Genomic DNA, 17692 nt, shown 5'->3' on the forward strand with positions numbered 1-17692 from the left:
TCATCGTTTAAGGAGGTGATCCAGCGCCAGGTTCCCCTAGCGCTACCTTGTTACGACTTCACCCCAGTCATGAACCACAAAGTGGTAAGCGTCCCCCCGAAGGTTAAACTACCTACTTCTTTTGCAGCCCACTCCCATGGTGTGACGGGCGGTGTGTACAAGGCCCGGGAACGTATTCACCGTGGCATTCTGATCCACGATTACTAGCGATTCCGACTTCATGGAGTCGAGTTGCAGACTCCAATCCGGACTACGACGCACTTTTTGGGATTCGCTCACTTTCGCAAGTTGGCCGCCCTCTGTATGCGCCATTGTAGCACGTGTGTAGCCCTACTCGTAAGGGCCATGATGACTTGACGTCGTCCCCACCTTCCTCCGGTTTATCACCGGCAGTCTCCCTGGAGTTCCCGACATTACTCGCTGGCAAACAAGGATAAGGGTTGCGCTCGTTGCGGGACTTAACCCAACATTTCACAACACGAGCTGACGACAGCCATGCAGCACCTGTCTCAGAGTTCCCGAAGGCACCAATCCATCTCTGGAAAGTTCTCTGGATGTCAAGAGTAGGTAAGGTTCTTCGCGTTGCATCGAATTAAACCACATGCTCCACCGCTTGTGCGGGCCCCCGTCAATTCATTTGAGTTTTAATCTTGCGACCGTACTCCCCAGGCGGTCTACTTAACGCGTTAGCTCCGAAAGCCACGGCTCAAGGCCACAACCTCCAAGTAGACATCGTTTACGGCGTGGACTACCAGGGTATCTAATCCTGTTTGCTCCCCACGCTTTCGCATCTGAGTGTCAGTATCTGTCCAGGGGGCCGCCTTCGCCACCGGTATTCCTTCAGATCTCTACGCATTTCACCGCTACACCTGAAATTCTACCCCCCTCTACAGTACTCTAGTCTGCCAGTTTCAAATGCTATTCCGAGGTTGAGCCCCGGGCTTTCACATCTGACTTAACAAACCACCTGCATGCGCTTTACGCCCAGTAATTCCGATTAACGCTCGCACCCTCCGTATTACCGCGGCTGCTGGCACGGAGTTAGCCGGTGCTTCTTCTGTCGCTAACGTCAAATAATGCAGCTATTAACTACACTACTACCTTCCTCACGACTGAAAGTACTTTACAACCCGAAGGCCTTCTTCATACACGCGGCATGGCTGCATCAGGCTTGCGCCCATTGTGCAATATTCCCCACTGCTGCCTCCCGTAGGAGTCTGGACCGTGTCTCAGTTCCAGTGTGGCTGATCATCCTCTCAGACCAGCTAGGGATCGTTGCCTTGGTGAGCCCTTACCTCACCAACTAGCTAATCCCACCTAGGCATATCCTGACGCGAGAGGCCCGAAGGTCCCCCTCTTTGGCCCGTAGGCATCATGCGGTATTAGCCATCGTTTCCAATGGTTATCCCCCACATCAGGGCAATTCCCTAGGCATTACTCACCCGTCCGCCGCTCGACGCCGTTATCGTTCCCCGAAGGTTCAGATAACTCGTTTCCGCTCGACTTGCATGTGTTAGGCCTGCCGCCAGCGTTCAATCTGAGCCATGATCAAACTCTTCAATTTAAGATTTTGTTCGGCTCAATGAATACTGAACATTACATAACGTAATGTTTGAATTGACTGTGCTGAATCCGAAGATTCAATGGTCACTTCGTATCATTGAAACCTAATTTGAAACCGAAGTTTCTAATTGGATTATCATCAACGAGTGCCCACACAGATTGATAGGTTTATATTTTTAAAGAGCTTTTCTAACTTATCCAGCAACTTAGTTGCTCGTCGTTAGGGGTGCGTATCTTACTCCGCACCGTGAGAGAGTCAAGCATTTTTTCAAATTTCTTTTTCTCTCACTTCCGACTCGCTGTGTGACTTTCGTCTCACTCCGTGTCGGTGGATGCGCAGTATAGGGAGTTGAGAAATTAGTACAAGCGTTTTTTGCAAAAAAACTTTCAACAGGTCATTAGTTAGCCAAAAGCGTGATATTTGCATATTTCTTCGTCACATTTGAGACATATCACAGCAATTGGTTGGAAAAACACCAACCATATACGTAAGATTCATGTGTCTATTCTGTTAATGGACAATCGATCTCTTTATCACTATGTGTAGTAATTAAAATGACGTCTAAAAAAAATCTGATTTTATGTGCTGGGCTGGCCGTCGTTGGGGGAATCGTCTTCTCTCAAGTCACCATCCCACCAGCCTTGAGTTTTCTCATTGGTGTTATCGCTACTGCTTTTTTATTTTCATTTTCTAGCCAGACACCTTCTATTCAATCAACGGACTCGGATCCATCGACTAAAACTCTGTATGTCGGCAACCTTCCTTATAAGGCCAATGAGAGTCACGTTCGCGATTTGTTTGCTGAATATGGACAGGTCTATGCAGTACGCTTAATGAAAGATAAGCGCACTGGAAAAAGAAGAGGGTTTGGTTTTGTCGTGATGGCTGCGGCAGATGCCAAGCCAGCTATCGCTAAACTTAATGAAAAGGAATATATGGAAAGAACGCTAAAAGTGAGAATTGCGAACGATCCTAAACACCCGGATGGTGGTAAACCAGAACAGGATTAAAACCTAGCTTCTTTAAACAAATGTTCAGTGCATCTTCCTGCCAAGGAGTTGCACTGGCATAAATCGACTTACTTCCCTCTTCCGTATCCTCAATTTCATCACTTAATAGTAATGCTTTTACTCGACGTGCAATGGCTGCACCCGAATCAATTAAAGTAACGTCCCCACCCAAAGCTTGATGAATTTCCTCTTTGATTAAAGGGAAGTGAGTACAACCGAGCACCGCAACGTCTACTTTATCGCGAAGCGGAAGCAGGATTTTTGTCAGTTCGTCTAGAGAAACACTGTTGCCTCGCAACTTCTCTTCGGCCATATCCACCAAGCGAGTTGATCCCAACAGCTCAACTGGTTTGCCTTGCGCAAAGTCTCGTATTAACTCGTGAGTATATTGGCGTGTTACTGTCGCCGGAGTGGCGATCAGCCCTACCCCTTTTGATGCCAAAAGCGATGCGGGTTTAATCGCAGGGACAACACCAACAACGGGAATCGATAGATTTTCACGTAAGGAAGGAAGCACTATGGTGCTTGCCGTATTACAAGCAATGACAACAATGTCGACTTGGTGTTCTTCGACTAATGAAGAGACCAGTTGGTTAACTCGTGAAATGAGTACCGCCTGATCGAGTTCACCATAAGGGTAAGCCTGATTATCGAATAAGTATAAGTAGTCAAGCTGCGGCAATAGGCGATGTATCTCTTGGAATACAGAAAGACCACCAACACCGGAGTCAAAAACTAGGACTTTTTTCTTACTTGCTACTCGCACGAGCCTTACCTAAAGAACAGAAACGTTGCGATCATACTGCTTAGATTTGTTTTGGCAATGCTTTAGCATGGTATCTTTGATGGCTGAATCTATCTCCAGATTCTACATCTCGCTTCGTTAGCTCGATATGCCCTTGAAAAGACGGCGAAGACGTGACCAATGTGTGAAATTCACCATTTTCCCCACAGGGATCAATTTGACTTGGTAATGACTCTATTAGGACTTTGTCATACCAGCTACCACACCACTCTGGAGGGAGAACACTTCCGTCGATGGTGATCAACATAGTTTGAATACCACGCTCTATGATTTCCATCGCTAGCTTTTCGCTGCTCTCCCCTAATAGAGGAAAGACGCACTCCCAACCAGCAGGTTCAATATAGCTGCGTCGATACTCGGCAATGCCATTGCAAAACATATCGCCAAATGCGACAGCTTCTATATTCAGACCACTACTTTGTAATGCATTAACGATGGTCGATTGATAAATGTCGTTACTTGGAAAGACTTCAGGTAGCTCGATAGTAATGAGCGGAAGCGCAAGTAAGTCGGCTTGCATTTGTACGACTTCAAGCGGAGTTGCTTGGAAAGGGACTTCTTTCCCTACGTAAGTCGTGTACAAACCGACAACTTGATAATTTGGATTCTCGTTAAGGCGCTCAAGCGTTAATGTCGAATCTTTACCGCTGGACCAACTGATCACCACTTGCTTGGGTTTCTTCATTCGATTTTCCACCACAAAATATTAAAAACCGCCCGAAGGCGGTTTGTGTTCATTCACGATTAGAATTCGTAGCCAACGTTTAGATAGTACGCTCGCTCAGCGGCAGGGTAACCTTTTGCCATCTCATACTCTTCATCAAATAGATTATCGATACGAGCGCTAATAGAGGTCGACTCATTCGGATAGTAAGTCACAGCCGTATCAACCAACGAGTAAGAAGAAAGCGTGATATCTTGTGAAGGCCAAGTGCTGTAATCCACATCTGGACGCTTACCTACGTACTGATAGCTAACCGACCAGTCCACTTTATCGAAGCTCACTAAAGCGTTCCACTTATACATTTCTTTAGCGCGGCGCTGCAACTGATGCCCTTTATCGTCTTCAGCATCTTTGTAATCTGCACTCAACTGGTGCTGCACAATCCCTGTATCAAACTCAGCAACAAGCTCCACACCTTGGATATGTGTTTCACCATCGACATTCAAATATTTATATGTGGTTGGATGGTAATCGATAAGATTCGTGATTTTATAGTCATAACCCGTTACGGACCAAAAAACGCCTTGGACATCACCGCTGAATGCTAGCTCCCAAGCATCTGACTCTTCCGGCTTAAGATCTTTCTCACCGTACGTTGGGTCATACTGTTGATATAGGTTTGGAGCCTTAAACGCAGTACCAAAAGAAGCTTTAACCCCAAACTCTGGCACAAATTGGTAACCAGCCGCTAAACTGTAAGTGAACTCACTACCGTATTCTTCGTTATCATCAAGGCGAGCACTGCCCTCAAGCATTGCTTTATCAATACTAGTGGTTGCCATACCAAACAGAGCGCCATTGGTACGATCAAACGTTTTATTCGCACTCTTGTCTTTATAAGACTCATTACGCCAATCAATACCACCAGCAAACGTCGTATTATTGTTTAGCAAGTAACTGTTGGTCCACTGGACATTTTGCTGCTCAAGTTCATCTTCAGTACCTGAGTGTTTGCCTTTTGCTTGCTCATAGTTCCAAGACTTCTGTTTCTGTGCCGTTACTTGTAGTTCTGACATCACATTATCAGACTGATACTTACCGCCCAGAGTGGCAGAAAGGTCGTCTTTTTCTGCTTCGTAATAACCGCGACTGCCGTAGCTGCTGTCATATTGATAAACATTTTCGTAAGCACGTAGGTTACCAAATACAGACCACTGGTCATTGAAGTTATGCACGTAACCTAGCAGACCATTCTTTGTATCAAAGCCATGGCGATCGCCGTCATTAACTCCCGGTACAGGACGAACGTTATAACCATCATCACTTTCACTACCAAGCGCGATATTCAGCTGGCCGCTCTCTGTGACTTTAATGCCAGATGCCACACTCAATTCTTGGTAATCTAAGCTACCTAAACCTGCGCTTAACTTCGTTTCTTCTTCGTCAGCACGTGCAATGGTGATGATATTGATCACGCCACCAATCGCTTCTGAACCATAAAGTGACGCACGCGCACCACGCACGTACTCAATCCTTTGAACGTAAGTAAGTGGGATTTGGTTGAAGTCCACAGCGCTCTTAGCTGCACGCGCAAAACGTACGCCATCAACCAGTACTAGAACTTGGTCGGAACTGGTACCACGAACAAATAAAGACGCTAACTGACCACGACCACCATTTTGTGAAACTTGAATCCCCGTAAGACGGCGCAACACATCTGGTAGGGTTTTCGCTTGAATGCGATCAATGTCTTGTCGAGTAACCACTTCGACATCTGCCAACGTACGGCTTTCGGCTTGCTCAAAACGGTTTGCAGTCACAACGATGGTTTCGTCAGTGGAGGTTTCTTGGGCCTGTAGATAAGAGACAGGTGAAAGCAGCGATGCCAAAGTGATCGCCAGTGCGGATTTTCTCATTGTATTGTCCTAAATCGCGTAATTCCTTCCGAGCCCTGTCGTCATGACAGTCCAGTGCTGTGGCTCAGTTGTTGGCAGGTATTCGGACTCAAGAGCACGGGTGTACCGCCTACTTGCTCGACTTCCCACATAAACTAATGCAGTGTCTGATGAGCGTTCGTTCTCTTTTACCGCTGCGCGTCAGTTCTGGATTCACACCAGATTCCCATTTCAGCCATCTAGATTGCTAGATAGCACCAACTTGAGGCAAATATTATTCAGCTATTGATTATTTGTCCAGCCAATATTGCCCTTACAAGTTGTAACGTTTTGATTGATTTTGCTTTCTACTCTGTCTGTACGCACTATCTTTAAATCAATTCCAGTACAAAACTGGACATCCTATTGAGATTGAATAAAATCTGCGCTCTTAAATTGAATGCACCATAAAAGGTAAGATCATGGCTACTCTTGATGTAAACCCACAACGCTACCAAGAACAACTGGCTGAAAAAGTCGAACGTCTCACGGATATGTTCGCGCCATACAACATGCCAGAACTGGAAGTGTTTGAATCACCAGAGCAGCACTACCGCATGCGTGCTGAGTTCCGTGTTTGGCATGAAGGCGAAGATCTTTACTACATCATGTTCAACCAAGAAACTCGTGAGAAATACCGTGTTGACCAATTTCCTGCAGCAAGCCGTCTGATCAACGACCTGATGCCGCTATTGGTTGAAGCGATGAAAGACAACGACTCGCTACGTCGTAAACTGTTCCAGGTGGATTTCCTATCGACGCTAAGTGGTGAGATTCTGGTTTCACTCCTTTACCATCGCCAACTTGATGAAGAGTGGATTGAAAACGCGAAAGCCCTTAAACAGCGCTTAAATGATGAAGGCTTCAACCTAAACATCATTGGTCGTGCTCGTAAGATGAAGATTGTCCTAGACCGCGACTACGTGATCGAGAAGCTCGATGTAAATGGTCAAAGCTACATCTACCAACAAGTAGAGAACAGCTTCACTCAGCCGAACGGCAAAGTCGCAGAGAAGATGCTGGAATGGGCGGTCGACTGTACCCAAGAAAGCACTGGCGACCTACTAGAGCTTTACTGTGGTAACGGTAACTTCTCGCTGGCGCTGGCACAGAATTTCGACCGCGTCCTGGCAACTGAGCTAGCCAAACCATCGGTTGTATCTGCACAGTACAACATCGCCGCCAATAAGATTGATAACGTACAAATCTTACGTCTATCAGCAGAGGAATTTACTCAAGCGATCGAAGGTAAACGTGAATTCCGTCGTCTACAAGATGCAGGCGTAGATCTGAAGAGCTACAACTGCAACACGATTTTTGTCGACCCACCACGTGCTGGGATGGATGTCGATACTTGTAAAATGGTGCAAGGTTACGAGCGCATCATGTACATCTCTTGTAACCCTGAGACTCTAAAAGAGAACTTGGACATTCTATGCGAAACACACAACGTAACGCGTTTTGCTCTGTTTGACCAATTCCCTTATACCCACCATATGGAAGCGGGCGTGCTATTGGAACGCAAAGTGTAACCCACGGCGTCAAATACAAAAAAAGCGAGCTCAATGGCTCGCTTTTTTTGTATTTGATTCGTTTTGCTTATTCCGCAGAAGTCTTCTTGCTGACAAACCCTAGCTTCTTACCAATCCATGCGAGTAAGATCATTGAAACCATGATCGCGAAGAAGTTTGAGCCTGCTTCTGGGTATTGCGCTTTAATAAACGCAGAGTGACCAAACGCACCTACGAAGAAACACGCCAAGCCAACTAATGGGATATCTTCTGATACCGGATTATTTAGGTACTCTTGGTAAAGAGCTTGTACAGCCAGTACGAGTGCAATCAATGGGAAGATTGAAAACGATACTTCACTCATGGTCAACCATGACAACAAAGCATCACCACACATACCTGCAACCAGTGCCAAAATCAGCGTTTTCTTTTCAGATTTATTTCCATTCGACATTATTCTATCCCGCCTTTTAATCGGTTACGTTCACGTTCTTTGCGATACCAATAGGCCCCTTTGGCTATCATTCGCAATTGCATGATCAATCGCTCGGCGAGTTCATCGCGCTCACGTCGATCTAAATCTAAAGCTTCAGCCCCCGAACTGAAAACCAAAGTTACAGACGCTTCTGCTTGAGTATACGCCTCTTCTCTGGTCACGCCGGTGCTCATTAAATACTCGGTTAATTCTGCCGCAAAATGCTGGATTTCTCGAGCAACAGCGGTACGAAATTCAGCAGAAGTGCCGGAGCGCTCACGCAACAACAAACGAAAGACGTTCGGACTACTTTCAATGAATTCCATAAAGGTTTCGACCGAGGTACGAATTACGCTACCTTCTTTCACAATACGTTGACGCGCCTGACGCATCAGTTGACGTAGTAGCAAACCGCCTTCATCGACCATAGTTAAGCCTAGCTCATCCATATCTTTGAAGTGGCGGTAAAAAGAAGTCGGTGCAATCCCTGCCTCTCGGGCGACTTCTCGCAAGCTAAGGCTGGAAAAGCTGCGATCCGCACTTAATTGACTAAATGCCGCATCGATCAATGATCGACGTGTCTTCTCTTTTTGCTGTGCGCGGATTCCCATCGATTTCATTCTTAACTTGCTCTTTTTCTGTAGGGTACAAGAGCCTCAATATAACGCAATTTGCTCCTACGGAGAAAGATATGTTGCTTCGCTCGCTCTGAGCGCCGAGAACGTTACTATTGGCATGCATCTAATTGCAATGTTCTCGATGCAATTTATAGACATACAACATACCAAATCATCCTTTTGGTCGATTCTGCGTGATCACTTCCACTCTCTAACAGGCATGACGTGTACCAATAGAGTAAATGAGTTAAAATCGCGCTAAAGCAATGTTAAGCAAATATAACAAGGAAGGCATCATGGCGCATGTTAATCACTATGACGTGATCGTAATCGGTAGTGGCCCTGGCGGAGAAGGGGCTGCAATGGGATTAACCAAAGCGGGACTGAATGTTGCCATTGTCGAGAAAGAAAGCAGTGTCGGCGGCGGTTGTACTCACTGGGGTACTATTCCATCAAAAGCGCTGCGTCATGCCGTCAGCCGCATCATCGAATTTAATAGCAACCCGTTATTTTGTCGAAACAACACCAGCGTTCATGCAACATTTTCTGACATTTTAGGTCATGCTAAATCGGTAATTGATAAGCAAACTCGACTTCGTCAGGGCTTTTATGACCGTAACTCATGCACACTTTTGTTCGGAACCGCGCGATTTATCGATAACTACTCAATTGCAGTAATGCAAAGCGACGGCACAGAAGAAATCTATTCAGCGGATAAGTTTGTCATCGCGACTGGTTCTCGTCCGTATCAGCCTAACGACGTTGATTTCTTGCATGAGCGCATCTACGACAGTGATTCCATTTTGAGCCTGAAACACGACCCTCGCCATATCATCATTTACGGTGCAGGCGTTATCGGTTGTGAATACGCTTCTATCTTCCGCGGACTTGGAGTGAAAACCGACCTTATCAATACCCGAGACCGCTTGTTGGAGTTTTTGGATAACGAAGTGTCAGATGCGCTGTCTTACCACTTCTGGAACAGCGGTGTGGTAATTCGTAATGATGAGACCTATGAAAAAATCGAAGGCACAGAAGATGGCGTGATTATTCACCTACAATCTGGCAAGAAGATGAAGGCGGACTGTTTGTTGTATGCGAATGGTCGAACAGGTAACACCGATAAGTTGAATTTGGGTGCAGTGGGTCTGGAAGCGGATTCTCGCGGACAACTAAAAGTAAACCGTAACTACCAAACCGATATTGAGCACATTTACGCTGTAGGCGATGTCATCGGTTACCCTAGCCTTGCAAGCGCCGCTTATGACCAAGGGCGATTTGTCGCACAAGCCATTACGAAAGGTCAGGCAGAAAACTATCTGATTGATGATATTCCAACAGGTATCTACACCATCCCAGAGATTAGCTCTGTGGGTAAAACCGAGCAAGAGCTAACAGCTGCGAAAGTACCGTATGAAGTAGGACGCTCTTCGTTCAAGCATCTAGCTCGTGCACAGATCGCAGGGAAAGACATCGGCAGCTTGAAGATATTGTTCCATCGTGAAACCAAAGAAATTTTAGGGATTCACTGCTTTGGCGAACGTGCCGCGGAAATTATCCACATCGGTCAAGCCATTATGGAGCAAAAAGGCTCAGCGAATACCATCGAGTATTTCGTCAATACCACCTTCAACTATCCGACGATGGCCGAAGCGTATCGTGTCGCTGCATTGAATGGTTTGAACCGCTTGTTCTAATCTATGCTTCTTGATAGCAAACAGAAAAACAGCAGGCTTGGACCTGCTGTTTTTATATCAACATTGTGCGAGGAAGGTATCCTTACGCCATTGGTAGAGAAAGATAACCCCTAAACCAATACCCCGCATCAACATAAAGCTCGTCATTGCAAACCACAGCGCGTGATTTTCCCACTCGGCGAACAAGTAAAAGACAACGAAGAAACTGCTGGTCGCGACAAACATACTATTGCGCATGTCTTTGCCTTTGGTTGCACCGACAAAAATGCCATCCAATAGAAAGCACCACATCGACGCAAGTGGCATCACCACCAGCCAAGGTAGATACACCGCTGCTTGCTGTTGTACAGCCTCAATTGAAGTGATCATGGCGATCAACTGCGATCCCGCCAAACCAAAGAGCGCGGTCAGTCCTAAGCAAATAGCCAAACTCCAAAAAAAAGTACCGACAAGCGATGCACTCAATTGTTGCCTATCTTTGGCGCCAATCGCCTTCCCGACCATGGCCTCCATTGCATAAGCAAAGCCATCCATGCCATACGAGATAATCATCAGGAAGCTCATCAGTACCGCATTTGCAGCGACAACCTCATCACCAAAGCTTGCGCCTTGGAACGTCATAAAGCTAAAAGCCGCTTGCAGACACAAAGAGCGCAAGAAAATATCGCGATTCAATTTCACGAAGCGCCCTAAACCGTGATGAGTGCTGGTTAGCAACTTTTGAGGTGATGGTAATTGCCTCTCTCGCCAGGTTTTCCAGACACACATGAGACCAAAAACCATGCCTGAGTAGTCAGCAATCACCGATGCCAGCGCAGCGCCTTCTACTTTCCACCCCAAACCCATCACAAACAACAAATCGAGGGCAATATTAGTCACGTTGGTGATGATCACCATCCACATTGGGGCTTTGGAATTTTGCGTTCCGAGCAACCACCCCAACAACACAAAGTTCATTAGCGCAGCGGGGGCACTCCACACTCGGATAGAGAAATATTGCATACCGTAGTGCTTCACTTCAGCACTGGCGTCACTCCAACCAAAGATCAAATCAGCAATCGGGTTATGGGCAATAAGGAAGACTAACGCAAAGAGCAGTGCCATGAGTGAGCCTTGCATAAACACCAAGGCAAGTTGCTTTCGGTCTTCACCGCCATAGGACTGCGCTGCCAACCCAGTAGTCGACATACGCAAAAAACCAAGCAGCCAAAATGTCACGCTGATCATGGTACTGCCCAACGCAACACCGCCCAAATACCAAGCGTGGTCTAGATGACCAATCACCGCAGCATCGACCAAACCGAGCAATGGAACAGTAATATTCGACAGCACCATAGGTATCGCTAAAGCTAAGACCTGGCGATGAACTTGTGGGTTAGATAAAGGAGAGAAGATTGAATTTGTCACAGGCACCTCATCAGTAAGATCGACGAGTGTACCTGAGCGTTTAACGACTAGCCAATTACCACTTGATGTGAACGAGGACTGGCGTGAGGCGATGCTTCAACATTGGAATCTTATTAAGCCAACGCTGCCAAGCTTTCCAACGAGAACAGAATCGATCGAATGGCGAAAAAGCTTTCACCCACTGTGCCCATGGTAACCATTGCAATATCTGTTCTGCGGGCGCTTCAAAGCCATGTGCATAACGATCAGAGCCAAGCTTTTGTCCCCACTTGGTTTCCGTTAAATCTCCTGCCAGCACCATACACAGTTCAGCCGAAACAAAATGTCGACCCAAGGTTTGAATAAATTTCGCGACTTGACGCTCTGTGCAATCGAGCAGTGCCATTTCACATAAAATGAGCACCGGTGCTTGCTCTGGAATGGCTAACGTCTCTAGCCACGACATTTCATCCACACTGCCACAGCGATGTTCATAACGTTCATTTTTGTGGAACAAGCGCTGACGCCATACCAAATTTTCCGTCACATCCAGCTCTATCCAATGGCAGCGTCCATTATCCAAACGATAAAAGCGGGTATCCAGCCCAGCTCCGACATTGATAATCCAAGCATCGGGATACTGCTGTAAGAAGTGACTAACCTGCTGGTCACAAAGCTGGGTCAGCGTCACGTGCAGCAATTGCTTCTGCGCAATATCACCACTCAAACAATCCGGCGCCATCTTACAACTCAAACACGCTTTAGCAGCTATCGGATCGTACACCAAGCCATTGTCGACCATGCTTTCACGGCTACGCAATAACAGTGGCTTTAATAAATGGTTAGGAACTTGATGTTTAGACTGAGACATGGGCATTTCCTGCGCCAGAGAGAAAACATAGACATTAATAAAGATGATAATGAATATCAATTACATTATCAAGTTTATAAATTGCTCAAAACAAACAAGGTCAAGATGATAAGCAAGCTTTTGGAGGAAGTAGAAAAAGAGAAAAGAAGAGAAGATAAAAGACAAAACAGCCCAGATGAACTGGGCTGCTTAAACACACTTACATCCAATCGGTATTACGAATAATACCAACGGCTAAGCCTTCAATCGTAAGGTGCTGAGACGTTAAGTCCACTTGAATTGGGGCAAACTCTTCATTCTCAGCATGCAGTAATATGGTTGAACCTTTGCGCTCCAAACGCTTCACAGTCACATCATCATCAACACGCGCAACGACAACTTGACCATCTCTCACGTCTTGGGTCTTATGCACCGCGAGCAAGTCACCATCCATAATCCCGATGTCTTTCATACTTTCGCCATTTACACGAAGTAAGAAATCCGCTTGCGGCTTAAACATCGCAGGGTCGACTTGGTAGTGCGCTTCTACGTGTTCCTGAGCCAATATGGGCTCACCCGCAGCAACTTGACCAATCAAAGGCAAGCCCTGTTCGTCATTAGCGGCAGAGTCATCAAGTAGGATACGAATCCCACGCGATGCACCTGGGATAATTTCAATTGCTTGCTTACGAGCAAGCGCTTTTAGGTGTTCCTCTGCGGCATTCGCAGAGCGGAAGCCAAGCTCACGCGCAATCTCTGCACGAGTTGGTGGCATTCCGGTGTCATCGATTTTACTTTTGATCAAATCGAAGACTTGTTGTTGGCGTGGCGTTAACGGCTTCATGTCTCACCTGTCTTTTTATACAGTTAACTGTGAGTATATCCAGTAAATGCTCAAATGAAAACCCAATTGGTTGTTTTTTAATTTATTTGTGGAGTGCACTTCGTTTGCTGCCCAAGTTCATTATTCATGCGTTTAAAACACCGCCTTTTCAGTTAATCAAAGTAAAGCAACAACTTAGGAGTTCGACTAATTTACAGCCAATAAAATTAAAAGGTTTGACCAGTTTCTGGTATCCTTGCTGCGCTTAAATTTTATCGCCTAGGCTTATTTCTTTTGCCGTACTCATTTCTTTTTCTATAGAAGACATGCAAAGCGGACACTGAAATAAGGTTAGGCCTGTTTGAATACCTATTGAGGCTGTGAACTTTATGTCTTCTGGACAATCATTTTCACGTTCATTACTAAAACTACCTTTATCGGTACTGGTAAAGGGCACCACAATCCCGTCGAACCCGATTGAAGATCTGAATATCGACCTCGCTAAGCCGATTGTATATGCCCTACCGTTCCGCTCGAACGTGGATTTGCTGACACTGCAAAAACAAGCCATGAGCCTTGGTCTACCCGACCCGCTCAGTCCGCTGGAAATCAATGGCAAAACGCTGAACCGTTTCGTCTTTATCGCTGCGCGTCCAACTGTGATGAACAACGATAATGATGTCCCAACCGACTCTGTCTCTCTGTTCACAGACTTGCTGGAACTGCATAAACTGGACAGTGAATTGGACGTTCAAATGATCCCTGCAACCGTGCTTTGGGGTCGTAAACCAGGTAAAGAAGAAAACCAAAAGCCTTACCTTCAGCCAATGAATGGCCCGCAAAAGGCGAAAGCGGTAATGGCGGCAGGACGCGACTGCTTGGTTCGCTTTAGTCCCGTGGTATCTCTGCGTTATATGGCAGACTCTCACGGTACCGACAGCGCAATTGCGCACAAATTGGCTCGCGTGGCGCGTATCCACTTCTCTCGCCAAAAACTTGCTGCTTCAGGCCCAAACCTGCCACAACGCCAAGTGTTGTTTGCTCGTTTACTAAAATCTCCAGCTATTGAACTGGCGATCGCTGACGAAGCCAAGAGCAAAAACATCTCGATTGATAAGGCACGTAAAGAAGCACATGACATCATGGATGAAATCGCCGCCGACTTCTCCTATGGTCTAGTGAAAAACGGCGACCGCATACTGAGTTGGCTATGGACAAAGCTATACCAAGGGTTGCACATCAATAACGCCTCGACTGTGCGTCGTTTAGCGCAAGACGGCCACGAAATTGTGTACGTTCCGTGTCACCGTAGTCACATGGACTACCTACTGTTGTCTTACGTTCTATACCATGAAGGCATGGTGCCTCCGCACATTGCGGCAGGCATTAACCTGAACTTCTTCCCGGCCGGTCCTCTTTTCCGTCGCGGTGGGGCGTTCTTTATTCGTCGTAGCTTTAAAGGTAACAAACTGTACTCAACCATTTTCCGCGAGTATCTAGCTGAGCTGTTTGCCAAAGGCTATTCAGTCGAGTACTTCAGTGAGGGTGGTCGTTCACGTACAGGTCGCTTACTGCAAGCGAAAACGGGTATGCTGGCTATGACCATCCAAGCAATGCTACGTGGTCTAAACCGCCCAGTAACACTAGTGCCGGTCTACATCGGTTACGAGCACGTAATGGAAGTGGGCACTTACGCGAAAGAGCTACGTGGCAAACGCAAAGAGAAAGAAAACGCAGGGCTTGTACTACGTACTCTGCGTAAACTGCGTAACTTTGGTTTGGGCTATGTGAACTTCGGTGAACCAATTCAGCTCAACCAATACTTGAACGAGCATGCTCCTGAGTGGACGAAAGACATCGACAGCATGGGTGGTAACAAACCACAGTGGATGAATCCTGTGGTGAACGACCTTGCTAATAAGATGATGACGCACATCAACGATGCGGCGGCAGCAAACGCGTTGACCTTGTGTGCAACCGCACTGCTTGCCTCTCGTCAACGTGCACTTTCTCGTGACTCGCTGATCAACCAGATTGAGTGTTACTTAAAGCTACTCAAAAACAATCCTTACTCAAGCACCTCCACTATCCCTACCGAAAGTGCCGGGGAGTTGGTCGAACATGCGATTTCACTTGATAAGTTCGTGATTGAAACCGATAGCATGGGTGACATCATTTCGCTGGATCGTAGCCAGTCAATCCTGATGACCTACTACCGCAACAACATCATCCACTTGTTTGCTCTGCCATCATTAATTGCTCAGATGATCATTCGTCAGCGCAACCTTTCGGTAGAAAAGATTCAAGCGAATGTCGCGCAAATCTACCCATTCTTGAAGAAAGAGTTGTTCTTAAGCTATCAAGAAGACGAGTTGGATGAATTGGTCGTTAAAACACTGCATGAGTTTGCCGAGCAGAAAATGATTAGCCTCGATGGTGATAAGCTGGAGATCAATCAGTCGAACAACCAGCCTTTGGTTCTGCTAGGTCGTACAATCACGGAAACACTGCAGCGCTACTCTATCGCGATGAACTTGCTTGTTGCTTACCCCGAGCTCGGTAAATCGGACCTAGAACAGAAGAGCCAAGATATTGCTCAACGTTTAGGACGCTTACACGGTATTAATGCGCCAGAATTCTTCGATAAAGGTGTGTTTACCGCTATGTTCAATACGCTCAAACAGCAAAAATACCTCGATAACGATGGTAACTGTGACACGAAGAAAACGCAGCAATTTGCACGATTACTATTCACTCTGCTTTATCCAGAAGTGAAACTGACGATCGAAGAGAGTATTCATCAACTTCAGTCGTAACCGTTTTACCTTCTTCCAAAATAAGAAAAAAGGCATCCAATCGGATGCCTTTTTGCTATTTCTTCGCTTACCAAAATGCGACCAATAACCCTATCGCTATCACCATGCCAACATAGTTGTTGTTGAGGAAAGCCTTAAAGCACAACTCCCGCTCACGGTGACGAATTAAGTGCTGCTGATAAACAAACAACGACGCTGCAATCAAAAGGGTCCAGTAGTAACTTTGTCCCAATTGGTAGAACTGCCCTAACCAAACCAACATCGCGAGCGTAATCAGTTGCAACACACCAATAATAAGCTTGTCATGACGACCAAACAAAATTGCCGTCGATTTAATACCAATCTTTAAATCATCATCGCGATCGACCATCGCATATTGAGTATCATAAGCAATGGTCCATAAAGCGTTAATCAGAAACACAAACCAAACTATCAGTGGTAGCTCCCCGGTTTGTGCAGCCCACGCCATTGGAATTGCCCAGCTAAACGCCAAGCCTAAAAAGAGCTGTGGAATATGAGTGTAACGCTTCATAAATGGATAAATGAACGCCAACACGATGCCAGCGAAGGATAGCTGAATCGTCAACGGGTTCATGGTCAGCACTAACAAGAATGAGCTGATACCCAAAACCAAAAATAATCCAATCGCTTCTTTTGCTGTCACTTTCCCTGATGGCAGTGGGCGTTGCTTGGTACGTTTTACATGGCCGTCGACTTTGCGGTCAGCAAAATCATTAATCACGCACCCCGCGCTACGCATTAGGAATACACCCAATACAAACACGATAAATACATCCCAACTCGGCATCCCTTGGGCTGAGATAATCAGCGCCCAAATCGTTGGCCACATCAGTAATAGTGAACCAATTGGGCGATCCATGCGCATCAGTTGCCAATATGCTTTGGCTTTTTCTGCGGACATTTACACTGTCTCCTTAGCGTAAACTGGTGAATTAGATAAGAATAACTCGGCGACCAGCATCGGTTTGTGATTCATCCACAACCTTGAGCGTCGCGCTAACAAACGTCCTTCTGGTACGGCTACCCATCCCATTTGCAAAGAGTCTCGCTCAACGTTGTCTGCGCTGAACACTGTTAGTCCTAATGGGATATCCCCTTGTTGAGCCAAATCATACTGCTGATCAACTAAGGTTGAGCGAGGAATTAATGTCCGTCCGATAACCCAGTTATCATTGTCACCACACAAAATTACCTCTCGCAGTAAGCAATCTTGTTCGGACAATAACTGGCTTTCGTCCTGTTTTAACGTCGCCGCAGTGACGATCTGATTTTGTAGCAATTCTACCGTTAATGCTTGGCAGTGTTGCTTTAAACGACGTGACAAAGACCCTTGCTCTTCAAGCCAGTGCTTGGCAAATTCATTTGGAAATTCGAATTCTTCGGGGTTTTGCCACTCTACTTCCAATAAAGAAGCAAGATAGAGTGATGTTGGCTGATTCATACTAGTATTCAATTGGAGGCTTTATGCGTACAATAAAGCAACAACTTACCGTCCATAGTAATGTATGTAACCGTAAGT

14 protein-coding genes, 1 rRNA gene and 1 riboswitch are annotated in these 17692 nt (G+C 46.2%); of the genes, 4 read left to right on the plus strand and 11 right to left on the minus strand.

All coding sequences use genetic code 11. The features are described 5' to 3' along the window. Positions 1 to 8: 8 nt before the first annotated feature. Positions 9 to 1564, minus strand: a 16S ribosomal RNA gene (locus ACHFJ9_RS22355). A gap of 554 nt (positions 1565 to 2118) precedes the next feature. Between ACHFJ9_RS22355 and ACHFJ9_RS22360 the strand changes: the two genes are divergently transcribed. Then, positions 2119 to 2574 carry an RNA-binding protein gene (locus ACHFJ9_RS22360; protein WP_031780357.1) on the plus strand — a complete coding sequence of 152 codons (456 nt, stop codon included), beginning with the start codon at positions 2119 to 2121 and terminating at the stop codon, positions 2572 to 2574. Here the strand turns inward: ACHFJ9_RS22360 and murI are convergent. The 3 genes from murI to btuB are packed head-to-tail and all read right to left on the minus strand — an operon-like array spanning position 2537 to position 5959. After that, positions 2537 to 3340 carry a glutamate racemase gene (murI, locus tag ACHFJ9_RS22365; protein WP_109170351.1) on the minus strand — a complete coding sequence of 268 codons (804 nt, stop codon included), beginning with the start codon at positions 3338 to 3340 and terminating at the stop codon, positions 2537 to 2539. The genes ACHFJ9_RS22360 and murI overlap by 38 nt on opposite strands. A 40-nt stretch (positions 3341 to 3380) precedes the next feature. After that, positions 3381 to 4064, minus strand: coding sequence for an ATPase (locus ACHFJ9_RS22370; protein ID WP_005393709.1), 684 nt, complete (start codon positions 4062 to 4064; stop codon positions 3381 to 3383). A gap of 59 nt (positions 4065 to 4123) precedes the next feature. After that, positions 4124 to 5959, minus strand: coding sequence for a TonB-dependent vitamin B12 receptor (gene btuB / locus ACHFJ9_RS22375; protein ID WP_395356337.1), 1836 nt, complete (start codon positions 5957 to 5959; stop codon positions 4124 to 4126). A gap of 55 nt (positions 5960 to 6014) precedes the next feature. Next, positions 6015 to 6215, minus strand: a riboswitch (cobalamin riboswitch). A gap of 184 nt (positions 6216 to 6399) precedes the next feature. On the opposite strand from btuB, the gene trmA reads away from it, so the two are divergent. Further along, on the plus strand, positions 6400 to 7509 hold the full coding sequence (gene trmA / locus ACHFJ9_RS22380; protein WP_053304467.1) for a tRNA (uridine(54)-C5)-methyltransferase TrmA: 1110 nt from the start codon (positions 6400 to 6402) through the stop codon (positions 7507 to 7509). Positions 7510 to 7576: 67 nt separating this feature from the next. On the opposite strand, the gene ACHFJ9_RS22385 is transcribed toward trmA, so the two are convergent. Both ACHFJ9_RS22385 and fabR read right to left on the minus strand, forming a co-directional pair. Further along, positions 7577 to 7942, minus strand: a complete 366-nt coding sequence (locus tag ACHFJ9_RS22385) for a YijD family membrane protein (RefSeq protein WP_005378634.1) — start codon at positions 7940 to 7942, stop codon at positions 7577 to 7579. After that, positions 7942 to 8583: an HTH-type transcriptional repressor FabR gene (fabR, locus tag ACHFJ9_RS22390; protein ID WP_005378632.1), complete on the minus strand. Its 642-nt coding sequence runs from the start codon at positions 8581 to 8583 to the stop codon at positions 7942 to 7944. The genes ACHFJ9_RS22385 and fabR overlap by 1 nt, the downstream gene beginning before the upstream one ends. A 263-nt stretch (positions 8584 to 8846) precedes the next feature. Between fabR and sthA the strand changes: the two genes are divergently transcribed. After that, a complete protein-coding gene (sthA, locus tag ACHFJ9_RS22395; RefSeq protein WP_005389689.1) occupies positions 8847 to 10277 on the plus strand; it encodes a Si-specific NAD(P)(+) transhydrogenase in 1431 nt (476 codons plus the stop codon). 57 nt (positions 10278 to 10334) lie between these two features. Here sthA and dinF read toward each other — a convergent pair whose 3' ends face one another. The 3 genes from dinF to lexA all read right to left on the minus strand — a co-directional run bounded on the left by dinF (position 10335) and on the right by lexA (position 13357). After that, the gene (gene dinF, locus ACHFJ9_RS22400) at positions 10335 to 11684 is read right to left on the minus strand and encodes an MATE family efflux transporter DinF (protein ID WP_243326845.1); all 1350 of its coding nucleotides are present in this window, start codon (positions 11682 to 11684) and stop codon (positions 10335 to 10337) included. Positions 11685 to 11739: 55 nt separating this feature from the next. Continuing rightward, positions 11740 to 12534, minus strand: coding sequence for a class I SAM-dependent methyltransferase (locus ACHFJ9_RS22405; RefSeq protein ID WP_005393777.1), 795 nt, complete (start codon positions 12532 to 12534; stop codon positions 11740 to 11742). 199 nt (positions 12535 to 12733) lie between these two features. After that, on the minus strand, positions 12734 to 13357 hold the full coding sequence (gene lexA, locus ACHFJ9_RS22410; protein ID WP_005393778.1) for a transcriptional repressor LexA: 624 nt from the start codon (positions 13355 to 13357) through the stop codon (positions 12734 to 12736). A gap of 368 nt (positions 13358 to 13725) precedes the next feature. Here lexA and plsB point away from each other — a divergent pair, with 368 nt between their 5' ends. Then, complete coding sequence (gene plsB, locus ACHFJ9_RS22415) at positions 13726 to 16152, plus strand: glycerol-3-phosphate 1-O-acyltransferase PlsB (RefSeq protein ID WP_301606269.1); 2427 nt, start codon at positions 13726 to 13728, stop codon at positions 16150 to 16152. Between the two features lie 67 nt (positions 16153 to 16219). On the opposite strand, the gene ubiA is transcribed toward plsB, so the two are convergent. After that, complete coding sequence (gene ubiA / locus ACHFJ9_RS22420) at positions 16220 to 17074, minus strand: 4-hydroxybenzoate octaprenyltransferase (protein WP_005393780.1); 855 nt, start codon at positions 17072 to 17074, stop codon at positions 16220 to 16222. Continuing rightward, positions 17075 to 17614: a chorismate lyase gene (locus tag ACHFJ9_RS22425; protein WP_005393781.1), complete on the minus strand. Its 540-nt coding sequence runs from the start codon at positions 17612 to 17614 to the stop codon at positions 17075 to 17077. Positions 17615 to 17692: the final 78 nt, after the last annotated feature.

The organism is Vibrio sp. D3 (genome assembly GCF_043995865.1).
GTDB classification, from domain to species: Bacteria; Pseudomonadota; Gammaproteobacteria; order Enterobacterales; family Vibrionaceae; genus Vibrio; species Vibrio diabolicus.

Coding starts and splice junctions, on each gene's coding strand:
- fabR (WP_005378632.1), bottom strand. CDS start 8,583: ATGAAATCGATGGGAATCCGCGCACAGCAAAAAGAGAAGACACGTCGA.
- ACHFJ9_RS22425 (WP_005393781.1), bottom strand. CDS start 17,614: ATGAATCAGCCAACATCACTCTATCTTGCTTCTTTATTGGAAGTAGAG.
- lexA (WP_005393778.1), bottom strand. CDS start 13,357: ATGAAGCCGTTAACGCCACGCCAACAACAAGTCTTCGATTTGATCAAA.
- trmA (WP_053304467.1), top strand. CDS start 6,400: ATGGCTACTCTTGATGTAAACCCACAACGCTACCAAGAACAACTGGCT.
- ACHFJ9_RS22405 (WP_005393777.1), bottom strand. CDS start 12,534: ATGTCTCAGTCTAAACATCAAGTTCCTAACCATTTATTAAAGCCACTG.
- ACHFJ9_RS22360 (WP_031780357.1), top strand. CDS start 2,119: ATGACGTCTAAAAAAAATCTGATTTTATGTGCTGGGCTGGCCGTCGTT.
- sthA (WP_005389689.1), top strand. CDS start 8,847: ATGTTAAGCAAATATAACAAGGAAGGCATCATGGCGCATGTTAATCAC.
- ACHFJ9_RS22370 (WP_005393709.1), bottom strand. CDS start 4,064: ATGAAGAAACCCAAGCAAGTGGTGATCAGTTGGTCCAGCGGTAAAGAT.
- ubiA (WP_005393780.1), bottom strand. CDS start 17,074: ATGTCCGCAGAAAAAGCCAAAGCATATTGGCAACTGATGCGCATGGAT.
- ACHFJ9_RS22385 (WP_005378634.1), bottom strand. CDS start 7,942: ATGTCGAATGGAAATAAATCTGAAAAGAAAACGCTGATTTTGGCACTG.
- btuB (WP_395356337.1), bottom strand. CDS start 5,959: ATGAGAAAATCCGCACTGGCGATCACTTTGGCATCGCTGCTTTCACCT.
- plsB (WP_301606269.1), top strand. CDS start 13,726: ATGTCTTCTGGACAATCATTTTCACGTTCATTACTAAAACTACCTTTA.